Here is an 18,132-nt window from a genome sequence, read left to right as displayed (position 1 = left end):
AACCATTTTACTGTACCTTGTGTCATAATGTTGCCTCCTGCTGTGGAATACTCCACAAATGTATTACCTTTCTTGCCCAATCATACTATTTCAAGATAAAAACTTCTGTTTAAGGTTTTTTCTTCTCTCAATCTTACACCGAACAAAAACAAGTTAATTGTAGTATAACACATAAGGATATTGATAGCAAATAATTGCTTTTTTTGATTTAACCGTTATAATCATACTTGTCTACGGACTAAACTAAACAGTAAGAAAGAAGTGCCATTATGAGAAAGTTAAAACCCTCTTTTCAAAACCTAATCAATGAAAACAGACATAAAATACTAGAAGATAAACAGGTCATGGAAAAGATTGAAGAAAAAATTGAAGCTCGCCAGGAGCAGGCTATAAAGATGAAAACGAAATAAGAGTAGAATAAAAACATCCTATGTAAATGGATGTTTTTTTGTATTGTAGTGCCGTTTCATTCCTAGGTAAATGTGTTTTTTGCAGGATTTCCCACCTGCTATATCGAACCTAGAAAGTCACAGGAGAGGGGCTGTTAATATGAACTCAAAAGAACAAAAGAGGTTGGCAACTACTAGAGAATTAATGGAGAATGCTAAAGAACAAACTGATTTATCTTCTGAGTTAGAACAAGATTTAGAGAATGTAGGATTACAACGACGAATGAAGCAATTAGAGTTAGAAAGCAAGTTCCTAAAAAATCAGAACGATGAACTACTTTAATTCACAGCACCCGTTCAGGGGTGCTTTTTCAACATTTTAACACTTTCACCTCAGAACCCCCTATCTATGATCAATACTTTCTCTCAGAGCAAACAAATAAAAAAGATGGTTTACTCTCTTTTTATCTAATTCAGTTCCGTCTATCTATGTATGTTTTATGATGAGATTCCATTAATCGCTATTTACTTTAAATCAACATGTTTCGTTTCCAAAATAAATCTTTGATGGTCCAGATTACTTGATCTACAAAGGTTAATTCACGCTTATATCTCTTCCACTCCTTCTCATAGTTAATCTCAATATGACATCCAAAGAAAAAGAGCCAACCTTCTAATTGAAATATCTTTATAATGGCTTCCTTGTGCTTTGTAACAAACTGAAGAGAATAAGTATAGGCATCTTGCTCTGACCAATGCAAGCCACACAACCTATTTGTCCACTTAGTAATTCGATCACATAATCCAGGTTATAATCTTGAAGCATGATAAAGATACGATCTTCTAAAAAATAAGACTGTTGAAAATGTTTTAATTCATGGGAAAGCAAAAAAGCAATATTCGCATAAAACTCATTCCAATCAGAAGAATGCTGAAGTAAGCGCTCTTCTATTAAAAAGATAATGTTCTCTGGATATAAACAAATGGCCTCACTATATGATCCCTCTATCGTTCGCTGAATTTTAGAGTAAAAATGTTCCTTAACATCGATATGTAAAGAGACATCCTGAAAACCGTCATCATCTTTTAAAATATAAATACATCAATTGCTTTCTCTAACTTCTTCAGAAAATAAGTACGTGAGTTCTTCTAACTGATGATCCTTAATGTATCAACTATCATTAGTAATGTTCAAAAAATCTCTCCTTGTACCTGTTCTTGTTTCTCGGATTTTAAGCTTTCCTTAAAGCATTTCTTTAGTCATATTGTAAGCCTACTCATCATTTGTTTACAACAAAAGAGAGTTTTGTTCCCCTATCAGCGTAAGGCTTCCTTTTTTGATTAAATTTCCTCCTCGTACAGGTTTCCAAGCGAAAATGCTATAGGAAACCATCTTTCCGTTTCATACATATGATGTAGATTTTCAGCCACTGGATAGTCTGGTATCTTACCATCAAATATATATAATGTACTTGGAACATTCCGAGGGATAATCGTACGATCCTCAAACATTAACTCTACGACTGCCTTACAAAAATATTCAGACATCCCTACCCACAGCTTTACGTTTTTATTACTTGGCATATGAATACTGTAACCCCCTTGATAACTTATACCTTTTCGTTCCAATATACGTTCGATCTCAGCAAATGAAACCTTATCATTCCTCTGTGTAAGTAACTCTATAATGATTTCTTTTATCCTTTCTTTCATGTACGATCCCCCTTGTTCTCAGTACTATCATTATAGCAAGTTGCACCATCTAGTAAGCTAGATTATGTTCCATTTTGGAGGTCCATTTGACTTTTTATAAATATTCCGTTCTCTATAAAACTATATATATTAAGTGTTAAACCGAAACCTTTTTTGTATTTCCCTCTGTTTAACGTGTCCAGTATGTCGATTCAGATCCAACCGTTAATATTCCCATGACTGTACACAGTTTTTCAGAATTATAATGGATTAATTGAGGTCATTTTTGTTAGCCGATATCCATTTAGATATTTCATCAAAAATATTCTGAACTTGTTCTTTATTTAAAACTTCAACTTTCCCCCAAACAATGGAGAGATATTCCTCTAAGTGATTAGGATATGAAAGAGATTCAGTAACAAGTGCTTTATAAAATAATGGATTACCCCCTTTATCTACTTCACCTTTACATCTATAGTTTTCAAATTCCCATCCTCTTTTTGTTTTTTTAAAATGATAAAGGTCCTTATCCCCCCATTGAGGACTGTAAATCTGCATTTTGAATCTAGATGTACTACTCAATTGTAAATACCTCCTCAAAAATATAATTTTAATAAGGCACTTTTTATCTTTACCCTTTAAACATATATTTTATTTACATCTCTTTTACTGTAATTTTGACAGTTCTAATTACGTCACTTACATAGAGCTCAACTCTATTGCGATGCTTATATTTTTTCAATTTCACGAGCTTATTACTGCCTATAAGAGATAGTATGATAACTAAAAATGCATATGATATATGGTGTAAAAACAGAAAAATACTGCCTCTTCCCAGTTAAAAGAGGCAGTATTTTTCTGTTCGTTGAATGGTAGTCGTTAGGCGACGCTCTATTGCATCTTGGATAGTTTAATCCAAATATAAAATTTTAATCATTTTATCAAATAAAACGATCTCAGCATACTAGGATCTTTTGCTAGATAAAGCATTATCTTTTACATATATTTCATAATGTCCATTTATATAACTAGTTACCTTTAGGTTAAGCAAAAGGGCTTTTAGGTTAACTAGTTCAGAATCTAATTCGCACTCTCTTGCCATATCTTCAATCTTCTTCTTGATTATTTGTATATTATTTTCTAAATCAGTTACCGTTTTTTCACTGTATTGGTAGGGAACTTCATCTACAACTTCTGTAATTAATTGATTCTGTCCTTCGTATTCTGATTTCCCTTTAATTGCAGCCTGTTTTCCAATCAATACAGCCTGCTCTTTTATGTCTGACAGAAGAATCATTAAACCAATTTGTTTACTCATAGGAATATGCTGCTTATCAAAAATAGAGATAATTTTTGTTTGATAGTCATCCATAGTGATATGTAGTTGATATTTTGCTTCTCGGATTACTTCTTCCTGATTTTTAATAAGTATCATTTAAGGATTCTCCTATAATATCCATGTATATCCTAACTATGGCTATTAGGTTTTTTTTCTGATGAAAGAAGAAAAAAAATCTTTAACAAATAAAGACATGTTTCTTCTAGAATTACAATCCAGTCTATTACTTTACCCTTTGAGTTGAAAAATAAACATAAAAAAACTAATTATTACAGAATGAATATATGATTACCAATAACGGTGATTATGCCAACTAAAGATGTATATGAAATTCATTTGCATTTTATTCATCCAAATTGGATACGAACTTTTATTCTAAAGTATCTATAGTTAAATTTAAATCAAGAAGTGCTTGCTCTAGATTTGCTTTTATCGTTATTGTGCTAAAATCAATTCCTAGTTGAATCATCGTCTGGGCAACTTCAGGCCGGATACCAATTAATATTGTTTTTACCCCAAGAAGACCTAATGCGTCTACAATTTTAAAAATTTGATGGGCAACCATGGTATCTACAATCATCACGCCGGAGAGGTCAAATAGCAAATGTGATAATTTTAGTTCATTTGCCTTCTTTAATGTTTCCTCTAGTAAAAGTGTTGCTCTTTCTGGATCTACCTCTCCAATGAGTGGTAGTATAGCAATACCTTTGGTGATTGGAACCACCGGTACAGATAATTCAAGGAAAGCACTCTTTGCTTTTTTTAGTGTTTCTTGATGAATATTTACATACGTCAAACTAAAAACATAAACAGCTTTATCTAATAAAGGATCAATGATAGTGATTAATTCAAATATTGTGTCTGTAGGTATATTATGATCTCTTATTTCTTCTTTAAGGACTTCCCATATGAATTTTCGGTAATAGGTCGTATCTTCTAAAGCCTCACTCAGAGAAATACCTAGATTTGATGCAAATTCTCCTGACTCTTTTGCCCATTTCACTATTTGATCAAAAATTGTTTTTTGATCGATTTTTTCCATGAGAGCCTGCCCAAAATAACTGATGAAGTTTGCTCTCAATTCAATAATTTCTTCTTTTGTGACATTGACGTCTTTTACCTCTTTAAGGTCAGTCATTCTATTCGTGTGTACCATATGTGCAATTTCATATTTTTTTTCTAAGATTTTCTCTCCCAGAAAGTGTAAATTATCCATTTCACATTAACTCCTGTTCTTTTAACCGTTTAGATTGCTATTTTTATTTTTAATTTCTAAAGATAAATTCTTAAAAATTTTCAACCTATCCTCTAAGCTACTTCTCAAGATAATATTTAAAATTAGTAGGGTAAATGCGAATAAAGATGCTATGAAAAATATAGGTGTAAATACCGGAACGAAAATAAATACAGCAATTACTGCAATAATGGTGAAGGTTAAAAAATTAAGCATTTGCTTATTTAATTTACTTGTTCTTTCTAAAAGCTCTTCATTTCTCTTTATATACTCTATAATTTTTTCTGGACTCTTCGCAATATAGTCCCTTTCTAATTTTTTATTCATCTTACTAATTCCTTGAAACACAATAATAATTGCTAAGGTTACGACAAGAGATATAATAACATAGTTTGGCATTTAAACATCCTTCTGCTCTTTTTTCATTAAGGTGTGCTCCTGATAAAGTAATCTAGATAAAAAACCCCATCCACAACAATAAAAATAATTGGTCCTACAAAATAATCTAATATTTTTGATTCCCCTATAGTTTTTCCATTAGCAAACATGAATAAGAAAAATCGTATGATTGAATAAGAAAGAAAATATACAAAAAGTGAAAGTATTGGATAAAAAACAAAAAACCAAAGTACTGCTATAACAAGGTTTGCTTGACTATTGTCACCGAACATAGAATAAAATTTTGTTCCTCCCTGTTCATGGTAAACCAGAAGCATAAAGGCCATACCACCAAAAACTGCACTAAAAGCTGGCCATCCTTTAGGTAAATCAATTTTTTTAGAGATTACAAGTTGATAACCAAAAAGCAAGAAAGCTGCTAAAATACCAATCACAAAAAACCAAAAAGCACTATCCATAAAAAATACCTCCTTTAATTTTATAGAGCTATTAGAAGTGCACAAATTTGCAATGAATGATTGTTCTTCCCCGATTTTCAGACGATATATCAATAAAAAAAGCACCCCCAATGGATACTCTATAGTAATTACCCTAATTCTTTTTCTTGCTGTTTTAGTAACTTACTTTCCATTTCTAATTGCCTCATTCTTCTTTGAAGTTCTAAATTCTCCAATTCTTTCTCTAATTCCGAAGATAACTTATTCCTTTCCCTAGCATTCTCCATTAATTTTCTAGTAATTGCTATTCTTTTTTCATTTTCATAAAATTGATCTTTTAGATTCATATTTACAGCCCCTTCCCGATAACTTGCTACGTTCGACACTTGAAAGAAAAAACCCTTTAATTCAGATGGACAGTAACCATGTACTAAACACAGAGGTAAAAAGCTCAGCCTATAGTTTTGGGAAATGCTAGGATTTTTACTCATATGGAATGATAACATTTTGAATTTTATCATTTAATATTAAGAATAATCATCAACATTTTTCATTAAGAATAACTTTCTTTAATAAACTTCTGTAGTATTTATAAAAGGATTGGGAGCATTTAAATGTTCGAAGATGATTTTATCATTAAAACAATTTATGATTTAAATAGTAAGGAAATAGAAAAGGAAAAATAATCATTTGTCATCAACAAGCACAAAGGATAAAATTCATGATTTTTATGAACTGAACTGCTTTTTAAAATTAATTTCTCATCTTATGAATAAACTATCCTTCTTTTACACATTTTAACTTTATAAAATGTAAAGGAGTTGCATACAATGGCAAACAATAAAAATAGCAATACAAATGAACTATTAGTATATGGTGCTCAACAAGCAATTGACCAAATGAAATATGAAATCGCTAGTGAGTTTGGTGTCAATCTTGGTCCTGATACAACGGCCCGTGCAAATGGATCTGTAGGTGGAGAGATTACAAAACGTCTTGTGCAAATGGCGGAACAACAACTTGGTGGCAAAAACATCCGATAATAAGATCCTTCTAACTGAACGTATACTAAAGGAGAAATGGGTTCCCATTTCTCCTTTTCTTGTTGTAAAACATTTTTCTACACTTAGAAAAGAACTTATGTTTGGCCTTTTCACAAAACATATGCTATATTTTTAATCTACATATTCTATATACGAAAAGATGAGGTATTATCTATGAAAAAAGCTGAATTGATTGAGGCAGTTGCTTCAAAGTCAGAATTAACAAAACAAGAGGCAAAAAAAGCTGTAGAAGCGTTATTTGAAACCATTACTACGACCCTTGCCAAAGGTGAAAAAGTTCAACTAGTAGGATTTGGCACATTTGAAGTACGTGAACGTGCAGAGCGTACAGGTCGTAACCCTCAAACAGGGGAAGAAATAACGATTCCAGCAACTAAGGTTCCAGGTTTTAAAGTAGGAAAAGAATTAAAAGAAGCTGTTAAATAAAGAGTTTTTACCATAAGTATCCAGAAAACACTTCTAAAAATTTTAGTTTATTTAATTTATAAAAGATCAAAAGGTGTACAAACGTACACCTTTTTCATGATTTAATGACCTTATTCTGTTTGAGCCGATCCATCTTCAATCTGATTTCCAAACTGTTTTCGGTGAACCCGAACAAAAGAAGAAATTTTACTGTAGTAATGTTTTTCCACTTCATCATAAGGTATCCATATTTCTTTTTTCATGATGAGATCATATACTTCATCTAGAATTTGATCTCGTTTATTTGGACGCAGTTTGACATTTGGATACTTGATCATTTTAATATATCGGTCTCTTAGTTCATTTGTAATCCACTCTTTCTGCTTTTGCTTTAATGCTGAAAATTTTTTATTGGTTTGAATGAGACGACCATTTTGATAAGTATGGTTCTTCATATAGATTTCCCCCTTTTCTCCCGATTCTCCTATAAAATCACTGAATCTTCCTTTACCTAGTAACATTTTTCTTGAATTGTTCTTTCACATAGGTACAATTTCGTTTATGCTCACGAGAAAAGAAATGATCATGCTTATAATGTACTTTTACTTCACAAGAGGGGCAGAGAAAAAAACCTCTTTTTGCTCTGTCTTGACTCACCTCATGAGCATAGAACTCTCCCGTAGCTTCAAACATCCATACATGTTTAGCCTTTTCAATCTTTGCGCGCATATTATGCTCTCCTCTCACCATATTTTTCATCTATTTCTATCATAAGGGGTATATGGTAAAGAGACAAAATAAAAAGCAGTATTCCCATGCTATTTGCGCATGAGAATACTGCTTTTTGATTATTTTTCTTTTAAATCATAACCTTTGAACTCATAACCGTACACGCTCGTCAACTCTACAAAACTCTTATACGAATAGGTAATCGCAACCGGTGTACCTACTTGAACCTTATCATATAACTTTTCAACAGAAGCATTATGCATTCTCACACAACCTTGGCTCACATATTTTCCAATGCTGTTTTCATTACTATTGCCATGAATGCCATACGTATCGCCATATGTGTTATTGGCATTCAACCCTAACCAACGTTTCCCTAATGGGTTTCGGGGATCTCCGCCAGGAATATGTCCTGTATAATAAGGACGATTTTTAATTTTATTGACGATTTTAAAGAACCCAACCGGTGTTTTCTCCCATGTCTTACCTGTAGCAATGGGATCCACCATTTCTAACTTTCCATCGTGAAAATACGCAAGCTTATTATAGTATTTATTAATGATAATTAAATCTTGATTCACTGATTTGCTTGCTGCTTCTGTTTTTCCTCCATTAACTCCATATAATGCGACCATTAGTAATGTAAGAACGGTCATTGATTTCATAAAAATGTTCTTCATAAAAACTCTCCTCTTTTTTATATAAAAGGAAAAAAGCATCTTTCGAAAGATGCTTTCTCGTCACAATCATTTATAAATAAAAATCTATACACTTGATGACTTTTCCATGCTAAAAAACGCTCTCTGACGAAATTAACTTTTGTTTTGCGTATAACTAAACTACTCATTCGATGCAAATTTCAGTATCTAGAAGAAGGGTTATTTCTTTGCTGCTACTTTCACTTTAATATTAGGCAGCTTAAGAAGTTTTGCTTCTTCTAATTTTAAAGATTGGGAAGGTATTTTTTTGACCCAAGCCTTTTTCATTCCATATCCATTCCACATAAAGCCGTTTTCTTTTAAATAGGCTTTATGATCGTAACAATTGGAAACACACAAATAATAATAAGACTCGATTTTAATTGTATTGGCCTGTTCCATTTGGATATTCTTTTCATCAATCCATTGAGCTACAGTCAATTTTTCCTCTTCTGCTTCAGAAGCACTCATTTCCTTCACCCATGCTTGCTCTAAGGAGCTATATTTATAGCCTCGATTTTTCAATTTATCCTTCATTGCAAATGATTGATATACTTTGATAAAGCAAGAATCTTGCTTATAATCTAAAGTTGAAATATCCCATTCATCGATGTCACCAAAATGTTTTTCTAACCATTTCTTATCTGTACTATCACGTTCTGTTAAGATATCTTGTTTTGACATAACCCCCATTCCAATAGCTGTTACAAGTAACTGATGAAAAATCTCATAAAAAGTCTTTGAGTGATCACTTTTTTTGCGTAAACAATGGTCTATATGATGGGACACTTCATGAAGCGTCGTAGCAATGGTATGCCCATTTGGTCTTGAAAGGTTAAAAACTTCAATCTTTCTATTGTGCGGATAATATCGTCCATGAATGGATTTCATCTCTTTCACTTTAATATCGATAAAAAAATTCTTGAATTTATTGTCAGGATAACTCTCCAAGGAATAAGCTTGATCGATCACATCACATAATGTTTTATAAATGGTATATGAACTCATAACATCGGCTCCTTTAACAAAAAAACAGACCTTCAACTGTAAGGTCTGTTCTCACTTATTTATTTTTTCTGTATGACGACAAGAAGGGAAAGACGAACAGCCAAAAAAGCGACCTCCTTTTCCTTGTCTCACTACTAATTGCTTACCACACGTTGGACACTTGTGTGCTTCTGGTGTGATATTTTCATAGATTTTTTTTGCTTCGAACGTGGGATTAATAGCACAAATGAGCTCTTGCAGATCCTCACGATCAACCAACTTTACATCACATGCAGTTGCCAACTCTTTGGCTTGTTTGGTGAAATAACTATTAGTCACCACCCATGCTTGGTTTGCTCGATAATAGGCTTTCGCCCCGTATACCTCTTGCACAGCTGATAAACTGACTCTATTTTTGTAGCCGTACCGTTTGGCTTGAACCACAATTTTTTCATCTCTCTCCATAACTAAATCAGCGCCAAAGTCTCCAGACTGCTTTGTTACTTCTGAATGATAGCCTAAATGTCGAAAAAGAACTTGTAGATAAATTTCAAATTGCCGCCCATCCATTTTATCAATATACGGCATATCAGCTTTTAATAAGGCCTTCTGCTGTTTACGTGTTCGAAGAACTTGATAAAGAAAAAGAAAGCTTTTACATATAAGAACAAAAACAAGAAAACATCCGATGCTGATGATAAAATTATCCATTCATGGAACGCTCCTGTTCGTTGGGTTTGGTTCGCGAAGGAGAAAAGTATTTGGAAAACGGCTTTTCTTTCGCCCCTTTTTTCAACTCATCGTTCCAATCCTTACCTGTAGACGGTAGTTTCTCTTTAAGGAGATCGGCATTGACGATTTGTTTCATTTTCTTGATAAATCCCTTTCCTCCTTGGTCATGATCCACAGCTAAAATCAATTCCTTAATGGGAAGTCCTTCACGCCGAGCTGTAAGATACGACTGCGCAACGGTTTTCGGTTTTAACCCATTCATACTAATAAGGCGTGTATTCTGCAATTCCTTTCTTTGTATACTCTAATAAGAAAGTAGATCAATCGGACTTTCAAAAAAATGAATGCTCGTTGGCATTCCTACATCAACGGAAAACCCCGTATGAGGGTTGTTATTGGGCAGGACTTGTTTAAAGGAACCACGCTTATTCTTCATCTTCATCGTTCCTTGGCGATCTGCACCAATGACTTTTCCTTTGCCTCCCTGTTCACGCCATTTAAACACCACATTGTTGCGTTTATCTTGGGCGATTAAGTTTTTTTGGAAGAGCCAATGGACTAACCGAGGATCAATGTTTCTTTCCCTCATAAGATAGTCTTTTGCCTTACTTGTGTCTTTTACCTCTAGCTCTTTTGGATAGCGAAAAGGCTCTTTTGACGTTGAAACTGACGGTTGCTCATGAGAATGAGAAGCTTCTTTATAGTCGCCTTTATTAATATCTAAGACAGCTTGTGGGAACGACATCCCATAATACATTTGAGCGAAACTGATTGCTCCATACCCTGTCTCATTTCGGCTATTCCATGCGTACATGTTCCCTTTAATCAGCAGACTATCATGCTTGGTATGGCGGTAATACTGCCCTTCTTTGATAAATGTTTCGCCTTTGGCTTCCAAATACGACAACAAATCGACGTCTCTGGCTTTCATAGACTCCTCCTTTTGGACATAAAGGCGTTTTTCCATCTCACTCCCTCCTCCTTTTCACCCTATGAAAAAAGAGAGGGATTCATCCCTCTCTAGTTATTCCATCTTTTGCTTTTTTTAACGTTCTACTTCATGGGAATCTTGTTGTTTTGTCTTAGAATGTGCTCCATTCTTCCGTGCAAAAAATTTCACAAAGCCATTTTTTGATTTCTCTTCTTTTTTCTGTTGGTCATGATCCTTTTTCTCCGTATCTAGGGCTTTTTCCAATTTGGTTAACGTTTCACGTTGCGAATCCGTCAAATCTAACCCTTTTAATTCCCTCAGAACTTCTTTTTTTAACTTATAAACCTTATCAAACGAATGTTTTTGTTCAAATTCTCTCATCTTGGCCAAACGCTGCTCTTTCTCCTGTGGTGTTTCTTCTTTCGCTTGTGGTTGAACAGCTGCTTGTTTTTCCTGCTCATCTTGCTTGGATGGTTCTTTGTCTATTGTTTTTTCTTGGGTGATCCCTAACTGTGAAAGCAACTGTTGTTTATAGGCTGCTTTATACTGTGATTCATCACGTGGCTTTTCCAATTCTTGAAGAAGCTCTTGTTTGTAATCCTCCTGGTAGTCTCCTTGTTCCTTCGCTTGTTTTTGATCGTAGTAATGAACGGATACACGAGACTCCATCGCATCCACTTGTTCTCTTGTAAACGTGCCTTCTTTCAACGCCAGCCCTTTTAACTGTACATAGTCTTTTTCGGCATTCACACGGGCCAACATACTATCTACCTGTTGAGGCTGTTCTTGGTCGTGTGCTTCTAACAAATTTCGATAACTCACTTGTAGCTGTTGGTCCCGATCTTGTGGCAACACAGGACTGACATCATGACTCTTTAAAAACTCAAGTGTTGTGTCACTTTCATACGCTTGTTTTTGTCCATTTTCGTCTGTCGATACCAATAAAACCTGCGGTTTTCTTTCGCCTAATGCGGACTGCGTGAGGTAGATGACTCCAGAAGGAATCTCTAGCAGCTGTTCACCACTGATATTTGCCCATCCTGCCTCAATTTTTTCATTCTGTGGATATTTCATGAACGTTTTTAAGGCTCGTTTATCCGCAATAAGGGTGTTAAATTTGTCATTTGAAAGAGATGTCACTTTTTTCATCATTACTTCCCCCATTTAAATAGTAGTTAGGCATAAAAAAAGAGAGCTTTTTATGCTCCCTTACCTTTCGAGTTCTTGTTCTTCTTTTTTCTTTTTGACGGTACCTGTTCGCTTTTGAAAATACGGCTGATGCCCTACTTCATGACGTGTTTGAAAAGTAAGAGGCTGTTCTTGAATTTGACCATCTATGACTCCCTGTTCATTTTTCTTCGTCACAGAATCCAGTTGATGCTCAAGCTTTATCACTTCTTCTTTCGTCATCCACCCATTTTTAATGGCTTTGACCTGGGTTGAATAATAGGTTTCCTCGGCTCTTACGCGTTCGAACACACTCTTTACGTCATCCAAAGATTCATTCTGCTGTTTTTCTCTATAAGCCTCATATCCTTCCTTCAATTTTTTATACACATTTTGAGGAGAAAGAGGTTCTTGGTCATCTGCCTCTCTTTCAAGAGACCGATTTTTTTCTCTTTCTTTCACTAAGGTATCTTCAATTGTTCCAATAAACTCAGCTGATGTTTCATGTACTTCTTTTAACAGGTTAGTTTTATCTTCAAAGGTTTTCCCCTTCGTCCAGTTCGACAGATAATCGAGGGAGTACGAGCTCGTGTCGATTCCAAAGTAAGACGAAACGGTATAAGCTGTCATTTCAGCTTGAAACTCTTTTTCTGCCGCCGTATAGTTCATATGTGTTTCTTTTGTATGAAGCTTGGCATGGGTCAATTCGTGCAACAGGCTCTTCACATTTTGTTTTTCAGAGTTTCGAGGGTTGAGGGCTACTTCTTTTGTTAGCGTATAGCTCGCACCCTTGGCGCTCCCTAATTCCTCTTTGGGTGAAATAATGGCAATGCCGTTCTTTTCTGCGATAGCTTCCATCCCTTTATAAAGTGTTTTGTAATCTTCCACGTTTCCTTCTAGCCAACGATTCGGGAAGATGGAAGGTAAATCACTCGCTTTTACGTTCGTCTGGACCACATCAAAAACATGGCCGACTGAAAAATACAATCGGCTCGGTGTGACATCTTTTTTCCCTTCTTGGATTAATTTCTTTTCTTGAGGAGTTGCCTTATTAATTGATTTCCATTTTCCTTTTTCATCTTGAAACTTAGGAACAGTTTTGTTTGGGACCACAATTTGAATTCCTTTCTCTCCTTTATTGACAGAGAATCCTTTTTCTTTCCAGAAAGCAAATGATCCAACAGCTTGCGCCCCCATGAATTGTTGCTGAATCAGTTGAGTGTTTGATAAAGAATACTGATGGAACTTGCCCATGAAAGAGAGATACTCTTTTAAGTCTTCTGGTGAATGAAAATGCTGTTCGACACGTTTGTCCATATCCTTGGTGAGTGCTTCTATTTCTTTTCGCTTCTCTTCGGCTAATTTTTTCACATATCCTTTACTCATGGTTCTCGTTCTCCTTTTGATACGAGATTTCTTTTAACTCCTCTAATTCTTGTTCATCCCAAGGTTCATCTACTTCGACAAAGAGCTTCTTCGTTTTGATATTCATCGGGACCAACATATCACCTCCCTGACTAATATATTGATGAAACTCTTTCGCTTCTTCTGGTGTAAAAAACACTTCCTCTTCTTGATCACGATACCGTACAATGGCACTCCTTTCGCCAATCCATTTAATCGATACCAACACCACATCTTTTTGAAATAACATCTCTTTTTCCTCCTCTATTTTTAAAATACTAATGAATGTAACATTATTGAGTAGAAGTTGATTTCCCTCTCGATTCTTCCCAATCAATCCGTTTTTGTCGCTGATGAGCAATACGTTCCTCTACCGTCTCTCGTGCAATTCTCGTACTATCCATTTCTCGCATTCCAGTAGTAATAAGCCCTTTAAAGCCGTGAAAAGCAAACAATCCATTCATATACTCAATTAAAATCTGCGTATTTTTATCTGTCGCATTTGTGCCAAGGCGAATCTTCTTAAGCTCCTCTTTTAATACATCATGCAGGTTATGACTTACAACTTCACTAATATACTTTAATGACCACTCTTGCGCTTTTTGTTCCTTGTGTTCCTGACAAATTTGAGAGATGGCATCGCCTGTAAACCCAATATCATGCTCTTCCATATACGTTTGAATATAGTGTTTTGCTTCTTCTGTTAATGATAGTTTCATACGTTGTTTCGTCATCTTAATAACTCCTTTCATCCTCATAATGTTGTTGCCCGTTACGTTGTGATTCACGCTGCATTCGTTCATAATGCTGCTGATTTTTCCAACTTTCATATTCACTTTTAAACGCTCGTTCCATTCTTTTTAAGGATGCATGCATCGACACATGCTGCTGAAATCCTTTCGGACGTTTGGATGTTTTCACATGCTCGATAAGACGTTGAGCACGCTGCTGCTTTTTATCATAAGCCTTCATTTCTTGTAAAAAAGCATTGCCCATTCGCTGATATAACTCATCAATTTTATTCTGCTTATAATCTTTATATCGCTTTTGATCGTTTGTTCCTTCCCCATAAGCTTTCTTTAATTCTTTGACCTCTTCATCTAGTTTTTCAAGTAGCTGTTGGTACTCTTTTTGATGATGTTTTTCAATATAGTGTTGACTTAACGTATTGATTAAAGGTTTAAGAGGCTTTACTGTTTGATATCCATAATGCCATTGTCTTTTATCAACCGGTAGATGATTATAAATTTGTAGAAACAAAGGTTTCATGTGACGGTTTTTCCATGTCATCGAGGAATCTTGTTTCTTTCTATCTACAATGTGCGCACGAATTAACTCATTAATTTCTTTTTGATGATCGCCCCTCTCTAGGATTTGATTCACTACTTTAGACTTCATTGCATCTAATGTTTGAGGTTTTCGTTTTCCTCGTTTGCGTGTAGGATCTGGCTCTACGGTGGCAATATGAATATGGATGTTTTGGGTATTATAATGAATAGCAGCCGACCAAACAGCCGACTGATCTAACTTTTCCCTTTTAAGCATTTCCTCCATTGATTGACGGGTCACATGCATTAACTTTTGTTCATTGACTGTATGAGTATGTGCATCATATAGCCCGTTTTCTTCGAGCCACGGATTATGAAAGGTGATGACATCTTGCCACATGATACTCTGATTTTTTTGTGCGGTCTCAAACAAGAACTTCAAATGTTGCTTCTCCTCTTTATTTAACTGATCAGATTGTTTAGTAAACAACGCAGAGGTCTTTTCAGGGTTATCCATATAATCATGATAATGAGAAAAACGTTGTTCATGACTCTCCTCTTTTTGAGCTTCTTCACGATCAACATACTCCACATATTCTTGAAACGCTTTTTGATTAGCTGTGATGAATTTCGTTTTAAGCACGACACCTGGTGTAAGAGAAGCAACTGTCATTTGTTATACCTTTCTAAAAAAGCTGCGACCAATTCTCCTCGTTTGGCAGCTTGTTTCTCCTCCACTTGTTCAAAGACTTGCACCATGGATCGCTTCATACTTTCTTCCATAAAAAACCATTCATTTCGTAGAAAGAGGCGCTCTGCTTCCATCAATCGATTTATTCTTTGAGAAATGACCTCAACAATTTCTTCTACAGGTGGTACAGTTGAGACCTGTTTTTGTTTTTCTTGTTTTTCCTCTTTAAGTATTTGATGCTCTAGACATATGCGAGCAATCGCATCACCGGGGAAACGAACATGTTGTTCTTTCATATACTCTTGAAGATATTCATCTGTTTTCTGATCAAAAGAAACCATTCTCCTTTGTTTCATCACACTTCATCCTCCTCCATTAATTCCTTGATAAATTGATTCATTGTTTCCATGACTTCTGTGCATTTTTCTACCGTTTGAATGTTAAAACGAACAAGATTCTCTAACTCTATTTCTCTGTCCGTTTTTGCTTGAAATAACGTGAGTGTTTCAAGCTGACCTTTTAAAAATTCTTGACGAGACATCTTCTTTTTCTTGGCAAGTTCATCTATTTTTTTAACCGCAATAGGATCTACATTTCGTATTTTAATTTCCATTTTAACTTCCCTCTCTTTTGTATTAGTGCTCTCCCCCCTAAAAGAAAGAAGAGCATAAGGGGTTTTTGCCCCCACAATGGGTGGGGGGCTAGGCAAAGCCTAGCAAAACGATGGGGTCAAAGAAAAGCTCTTCACGTCCCTTTTGAGTCCCCTTTTCACCCTTAAAACCTGTTTTTCAGGTTAAATTTTTACCTTTTAATTCCATTTATTGACCCTAGTCCCTTTTGAGTCCCCTTCGTTTTTTCACTTCATGACCAAATCCTGTTCTTTTTCGTTCAACTTTTTCAGCTTTTCTTGTAAACTTTTTTGCTCACCTTCATAGAGCTGAATGCTTTCATCACTCGATTGAATTGCATCTTTTTTCATCGCAATTTTTGATTCTGTATCGGCTTTCTCCTCATCAACTTGGTACTTCATATCACGTTGTAACTCATTCATTTCCTGTTGCGTTTGACGTTTTTGTTTCGCTTCCAGAGCGATGGCTTTTTCATAGTTTTGCATTTTCTTTTTGACTGTTTTTTTCTCCAACCCATTCACTAAAAGGGAATAGTCTTGCTTCTGTTGAAGGCTCTTTCCTTTCCCTTGTTTTGTCTTTGTCTGATCAGAATAAAGGGTTGTAAGGAATGATTGACTGTCTTCTTTTTCAGCTGTATCTGTTGAATAGTGGCTCGTCATATCCTCCACGTTCACCGTTTCATTCTCTTCCTCTTCTTGATACAAATCAAAGGCAAGTGCTTCCCAGTGAGGCGATAAATTATTTACTCTTACTACGTAATATCCTTCATCTTCATAAACGACTTTCACAGGTAATTTCACGTCTGGGTTTGCTTTTTCCATCGCCGAAAAGGAGAGGTTTTCGTCCTCTCCTTGATCGATTTTCACCACCATATCCAAAGCATGAGCTGTTGGATAATAGACACGTTCTTCAAGTGTAATGTTTCCCGTTCCTGTCGTCGAAATCGGCTCAAACGTTTTCGTATGATAGAGCTTGTCGTCCGTATGAATATAAAATTTTGACGTTAAGAGAGACAAAAAACCAAGAAAGAAAAAGGCTAAAATGGCTGTGTATTTCCATGACTGTTTTCTCCGTAAATTAAACCGGTAATCGTCTAGTTTCTTTTTAATTGTCAATGTGTTCACCTCATTTCAAGATCTCTGTTTTTAATTCTTCGACACTATAAACAATCCATTTCTTTTCTTCTTTTCGTAATAAAACCTGAATGATGTCATGTGTTTGATCGTCTACATTTTCCTCTTTGATAACCAGATGATTGGTAAACTCTGCGATCACTTTCACCTCATCGTGCCCCCCATCAAACTGTTGAACATAAAGATGAAGGTCACTTGGGTTGGAGCTATACGTATTGCCATAATCAAAGGTTTCTGTTGGATAAAATTGCGCATAAAGTTCTTTGTCCATAATCGCTTTTGCAATCTTTTTTCGCATCTCAAATCCTTCTTTTTCACGATGGTAGGACACATCAATAAACTGTTTGACTGTATCTAGGTACGCTCGCTTTTGTTGTTCTTGCGCAGAAGGAAGCACCTCATTCAATTGCTTTTTCAATTCATTATTTTCCTGTTTTAATGTGTCATTTGTGACTTGAAGTTGTTTCGAAGCTGTCGCTTGAGAGATATTCTGATTGAGGTAGATATTCCAAATGGTCACGCCTGCAATCGCAAGGGCAAGCGCTCCAAATAATATGACACCAGCTTTGTTTTTCATCCTACATTCTCCTTTAAAATCGTTTTACACGTCCGTTAAATTTGTCACCAAAGTAGGTGCCTTTCTCCATACTTGCAATAGCTACACCCGTTTTTCCTTGGCAACCTAAGAACTTATTATCACCGACGTAGTAAGGTAAGAACCCAGCGCCTTTTCGCATCACTACGATAGGTTTCCAAGAACTCCCCTCCGAACCGTACGTACACCTCTCGGTGTATACGGCTCTC

25 protein-coding genes and 2 pseudogenes are annotated in these 18,132 nt (G+C 35.3%); 4 read left to right on the top strand and 23 right to left on the bottom strand.

The genetic code is table 11. The annotated features are described in order from the left end of the window. Window positions 1–269 precede the first annotated feature (269 nt). A complete protein-coding gene (locus tag ACFX4W_RS01005; RefSeq protein ID WP_377559039.1) occupies window positions 270–410 on the top strand; it encodes an FbpB family small basic protein in 141 nt (46 codons plus the stop codon). Between the two features lie 139 nt (window positions 411–549). Then, complete coding sequence (locus ACFX4W_RS01000; RefSeq protein ID WP_215055458.1) at window positions 550–732, top strand: hypothetical protein; 183 nt, start codon at window positions 550–552, stop codon at window positions 730–732. 187 nt (window positions 733–919) lie between these two features. On the opposite strand, the gene ACFX4W_RS00995 is transcribed toward ACFX4W_RS01000, so the two are convergent. The 8 genes from ACFX4W_RS00995 to ACFX4W_RS00960 form a co-directional block, all read right to left on the bottom strand. Then, complete coding sequence (locus ACFX4W_RS00995) at window positions 920–1,150, bottom strand: hypothetical protein (protein WP_377559036.1); 231 nt, start codon at window positions 1,148–1,150, stop codon at window positions 920–922. 580 nt (window positions 1,151–1,730) lie between these two features. Further along, the gene (locus ACFX4W_RS00990) at window positions 1,731–2,102 is read right to left on the bottom strand and encodes a hypothetical protein (protein ID WP_377559034.1); all 372 of its coding nucleotides are present in this window, start codon (window positions 2,100–2,102) and stop codon (window positions 1,731–1,733) included. 249 nt (window positions 2,103–2,351) lie between these two features. After that, window positions 2,352–2,663: a hypothetical protein gene (locus tag ACFX4W_RS00985; RefSeq protein ID WP_251034448.1), complete on the bottom strand. Its 312-nt coding sequence runs from the start codon at window positions 2,661–2,663 to the stop codon at window positions 2,352–2,354. A gap of 382 nt (window positions 2,664–3,045) precedes the next feature. After that, window positions 3,046–3,516, bottom strand: a complete 471-nt coding sequence (locus ACFX4W_RS00980; RefSeq protein WP_377559032.1) for a hypothetical protein — start codon at window positions 3,514–3,516, stop codon at window positions 3,046–3,048. 274 nt (window positions 3,517–3,790) lie between these two features. After that, the gene (locus ACFX4W_RS00975) at window positions 3,791–4,636 is read right to left on the bottom strand and encodes an STAS domain-containing protein (RefSeq protein WP_377559030.1); all 846 of its coding nucleotides are present in this window, start codon (window positions 4,634–4,636) and stop codon (window positions 3,791–3,793) included. 21 nt (window positions 4,637–4,657) lie between these two features. After that, the gene (locus ACFX4W_RS00970; RefSeq protein WP_377559028.1) at window positions 4,658–5,053 is read right to left on the bottom strand and encodes a hypothetical protein; all 396 of its coding nucleotides are present in this window, start codon (window positions 5,051–5,053) and stop codon (window positions 4,658–4,660) included. A 26-nt stretch (window positions 5,054–5,079) separates the two neighbouring features. Further along, on the bottom strand, window positions 5,080–5,511 hold the full coding sequence (locus ACFX4W_RS00965) for a hypothetical protein (RefSeq protein ID WP_377559026.1): 432 nt from the start codon (window positions 5,509–5,511) through the stop codon (window positions 5,080–5,082). 128 nt (window positions 5,512–5,639) lie between these two features. Then, window positions 5,640–5,837, bottom strand: coding sequence for a hypothetical protein (locus ACFX4W_RS00960; RefSeq protein ID WP_377559024.1), 198 nt, complete (start codon window positions 5,835–5,837; stop codon window positions 5,640–5,642). 483 nt (window positions 5,838–6,320) lie between these two features. Between ACFX4W_RS00960 and ACFX4W_RS00955 the strand changes: the two genes are divergently transcribed. Beyond that, window positions 6,321–6,533: an alpha/beta-type small acid-soluble spore protein gene (locus ACFX4W_RS00955; RefSeq protein WP_034656103.1), complete on the top strand. Its 213-nt coding sequence runs from the start codon at window positions 6,321–6,323 to the stop codon at window positions 6,531–6,533. A 150-nt stretch (window positions 6,534–6,683) separates the two neighbouring features. After that, a complete protein-coding gene (locus ACFX4W_RS00950) occupies window positions 6,684–6,980 on the top strand; it encodes an HU family DNA-binding protein (RefSeq protein WP_370511592.1) in 297 nt (98 codons plus the stop codon). A 110-nt stretch (window positions 6,981–7,090) separates the two neighbouring features. Here the strand turns inward: ACFX4W_RS00950 and ACFX4W_RS00945 are convergent, their stop codons facing one another. The 15 genes and pseudogenes from ACFX4W_RS00945 to ACFX4W_RS00875 all read right to left on the bottom strand — a co-directional run bounded on the left by ACFX4W_RS00945 (window position 7,091) and on the right by ACFX4W_RS00875 (window position 18,068). After that, entirely contained in the window at window positions 7,091–7,414 is a 324-nt protein-coding gene (locus ACFX4W_RS00945) for a hypothetical protein (protein WP_377559022.1), read from the bottom strand. Between the two features lie 393 nt (window positions 7,415–7,807). After that, the gene (locus ACFX4W_RS00940; RefSeq protein ID WP_377559020.1) at window positions 7,808–8,368 is read right to left on the bottom strand and encodes a L,D-transpeptidase; all 561 of its coding nucleotides are present in this window, start codon (window positions 8,366–8,368) and stop codon (window positions 7,808–7,810) included. 198 nt (window positions 8,369–8,566) lie between these two features. After that, the gene (locus ACFX4W_RS00935; RefSeq protein ID WP_377559018.1) at window positions 8,567–9,394 is read right to left on the bottom strand and encodes a hypothetical protein; all 828 of its coding nucleotides are present in this window, start codon (window positions 9,392–9,394) and stop codon (window positions 8,567–8,569) included. Window positions 9,395–9,445: 51 nt separating this feature from the next. Next, on the bottom strand, window positions 9,446–10,084 hold the full coding sequence (locus ACFX4W_RS00930; RefSeq protein WP_377559016.1) for a restriction endonuclease: 639 nt from the start codon (window positions 10,082–10,084) through the stop codon (window positions 9,446–9,448). Next, window positions 10,077–11,072: pseudogene (locus ACFX4W_RS00925) on the bottom strand (toprim domain-containing protein). The gene ACFX4W_RS00930 and the pseudogene ACFX4W_RS00925 overlap by 8 nt, the downstream one beginning before the upstream one ends. A 78-nt stretch (window positions 11,073–11,150) precedes the next feature. After that, window positions 11,151–12,185, bottom strand: coding sequence for a hypothetical protein (locus ACFX4W_RS00920; RefSeq protein WP_377559014.1), 1,035 nt, complete (start codon window positions 12,183–12,185; stop codon window positions 11,151–11,153). Between the two features lie 303 nt (window positions 12,186–12,488). Next, window positions 12,489–13,589: pseudogene (locus tag ACFX4W_RS00915) on the bottom strand (ArdC-like ssDNA-binding domain-containing protein); the annotation flags it as partial. Continuing rightward, window positions 13,582–13,857: a hypothetical protein gene (locus tag ACFX4W_RS00910; RefSeq protein ID WP_050691675.1), complete on the bottom strand. Its 276-nt coding sequence runs from the start codon at window positions 13,855–13,857 to the stop codon at window positions 13,582–13,584. The gene ACFX4W_RS00910 and the pseudogene ACFX4W_RS00915, both read right to left, overlap by 8 nt. 43 nt (window positions 13,858–13,900) lie before the next feature. Next, window positions 13,901–14,341 carry a hypothetical protein gene (locus ACFX4W_RS00905; RefSeq protein WP_207372123.1) on the bottom strand — a complete coding sequence of 147 codons (441 nt, stop codon included), beginning with the start codon at window positions 14,339–14,341 and terminating at the stop codon, window positions 13,901–13,903. 1 nt (window position 14,342) lies between these two features. After that, window positions 14,343–15,548 carry a MobP2 family relaxase gene (gene mobP2 / locus ACFX4W_RS00900; RefSeq protein ID WP_377559012.1) on the bottom strand — a complete coding sequence of 402 codons (1,206 nt, stop codon included), beginning with the start codon at window positions 15,546–15,548 and terminating at the stop codon, window positions 14,343–14,345. Next, the gene (locus ACFX4W_RS00895) at window positions 15,545–15,925 is read right to left on the bottom strand and encodes a hypothetical protein (RefSeq protein WP_377559010.1); all 381 of its coding nucleotides are present in this window, start codon (window positions 15,923–15,925) and stop codon (window positions 15,545–15,547) included. Before ACFX4W_RS00895 ends, mobP2 begins: the two co-directional genes overlap by 4 nt. Then, on the bottom strand, window positions 15,922–16,179 hold the full coding sequence (locus ACFX4W_RS00890) for a hypothetical protein (RefSeq protein WP_155660827.1): 258 nt from the start codon (window positions 16,177–16,179) through the stop codon (window positions 15,922–15,924). The genes ACFX4W_RS00895 and ACFX4W_RS00890 overlap by 4 nt, the downstream gene beginning before the upstream one ends. 243 nt (window positions 16,180–16,422) lie before the next feature. Then, on the bottom strand, window positions 16,423–17,310 hold the full coding sequence (locus tag ACFX4W_RS00885; protein WP_377559008.1) for a hypothetical protein: 888 nt from the start codon (window positions 17,308–17,310) through the stop codon (window positions 16,423–16,425). A 10-nt stretch (window positions 17,311–17,320) separates the two neighbouring features. Further along, on the bottom strand, window positions 17,321–17,905 hold the full coding sequence (locus ACFX4W_RS00880; RefSeq protein ID WP_377559007.1) for a MerR family transcriptional regulator: 585 nt from the start codon (window positions 17,903–17,905) through the stop codon (window positions 17,321–17,323). Between the two features lie 13 nt (window positions 17,906–17,918). Further along, window positions 17,919–18,068, bottom strand: a complete 150-nt coding sequence (locus ACFX4W_RS00875) for a hypothetical protein (protein ID WP_377559006.1) — start codon at window positions 18,066–18,068, stop codon at window positions 17,919–17,921. Window positions 18,069–18,132 lie beyond the last annotated feature (64 nt).

This window comes from Priestia sp. YIM B13489 (assembly GCF_042787645.1).
GTDB classification, from domain to species: Bacteria; Bacillota; Bacilli; order Bacillales; family Bacillaceae_H; genus Priestia; species Priestia megaterium.
This window is presented reverse-complemented; position numbering and strand designations above follow the sequence as displayed.

Bases quoted from the DNA above. Each gene is read 5' to 3' on its own strand.
- ACFX4W_RS00970 (WP_377559028.1), bottom strand. From the start codon at position 5,053: ATGCCAAACTATGTTATTATATCTCTTGTCGTAACCTTAGCAATTATT.
- ACFX4W_RS00965 (WP_377559026.1), bottom strand. From the start codon at position 5,511: ATGGATAGTGCTTTTTGGTTTTTTGTGATTGGTATTTTAGCAGCTTTC.
- ACFX4W_RS00960 (WP_377559024.1), bottom strand. From the start codon at position 5,837: ATGAATCTAAAAGATCAATTTTATGAAAATGAAAAAAGAATAGCAATT.
- ACFX4W_RS01000 (WP_215055458.1), top strand. From the start codon at position 550: ATGAACTCAAAAGAACAAAAGAGGTTGGCAACTACTAGAGAATTAATG.
- ACFX4W_RS00945 (WP_377559022.1), bottom strand. From the start codon at position 7,414: ATGAAGAACCATACTTATCAAAATGGTCGTCTCATTCAAACCAATAAA.
- mobP2 (WP_377559012.1), bottom strand. From the start codon at position 15,548: ATGACAGTTGCTTCTCTTACACCAGGTGTCGTGCTTAAAACGAAATTC.
- ACFX4W_RS00940 (WP_377559020.1), bottom strand. From the start codon at position 8,368: ATGAAGAACATTTTTATGAAATCAATGACCGTTCTTACATTACTAATG.
- ACFX4W_RS00990 (WP_377559034.1), bottom strand. From the start codon at position 2,102: ATGAAAGAAAGGATAAAAGAAATCATTATAGAGTTACTTACACAGAGG.
- ACFX4W_RS00975 (WP_377559030.1), bottom strand. From the start codon at position 4,636: ATGGATAATTTACACTTTCTGGGAGAGAAAATCTTAGAAAAAAAATAT.
- ACFX4W_RS00935 (WP_377559018.1), bottom strand. From the start codon at position 9,394: ATGAGTTCATATACCATTTATAAAACATTATGTGATGTGATCGATCAA.
- ACFX4W_RS00890 (WP_155660827.1), bottom strand. From the start codon at position 16,179: ATGGAAATTAAAATACGAAATGTAGATCCTATTGCGGTTAAAAAAATA.
- ACFX4W_RS00920 (WP_377559014.1), bottom strand. From the start codon at position 12,185: ATGAAAAAAGTGACATCTCTTTCAAATGACAAATTTAACACCCTTATT.
- ACFX4W_RS00905 (WP_207372123.1), bottom strand. From the start codon at position 14,341: ATGACGAAACAACGTATGAAACTATCATTAACAGAAGAAGCAAAACAC.
- ACFX4W_RS00955 (WP_034656103.1), top strand. From the start codon at position 6,321: ATGGCAAACAATAAAAATAGCAATACAAATGAACTATTAGTATATGGT.
- ACFX4W_RS00930 (WP_377559016.1), bottom strand. From the start codon at position 10,084: ATGGATAATTTTATCATCAGCATCGGATGTTTTCTTGTTTTTGTTCTT.
- ACFX4W_RS00910 (WP_050691675.1), bottom strand. From the start codon at position 13,857: ATGTTATTTCAAAAAGATGTGGTGTTGGTATCGATTAAATGGATTGGC.
- ACFX4W_RS00980 (WP_377559032.1), bottom strand. From the start codon at position 3,516: ATGATACTTATTAAAAATCAGGAAGAAGTAATCCGAGAAGCAAAATAT.
- ACFX4W_RS01005 (WP_377559039.1), top strand. From the start codon at position 270: ATGAGAAAGTTAAAACCCTCTTTTCAAAACCTAATCAATGAAAACAGA.
- ACFX4W_RS00880 (WP_377559007.1), bottom strand. From the start codon at position 17,905: ATGAAAAACAAAGCTGGTGTCATATTATTTGGAGCGCTTGCCCTTGCG.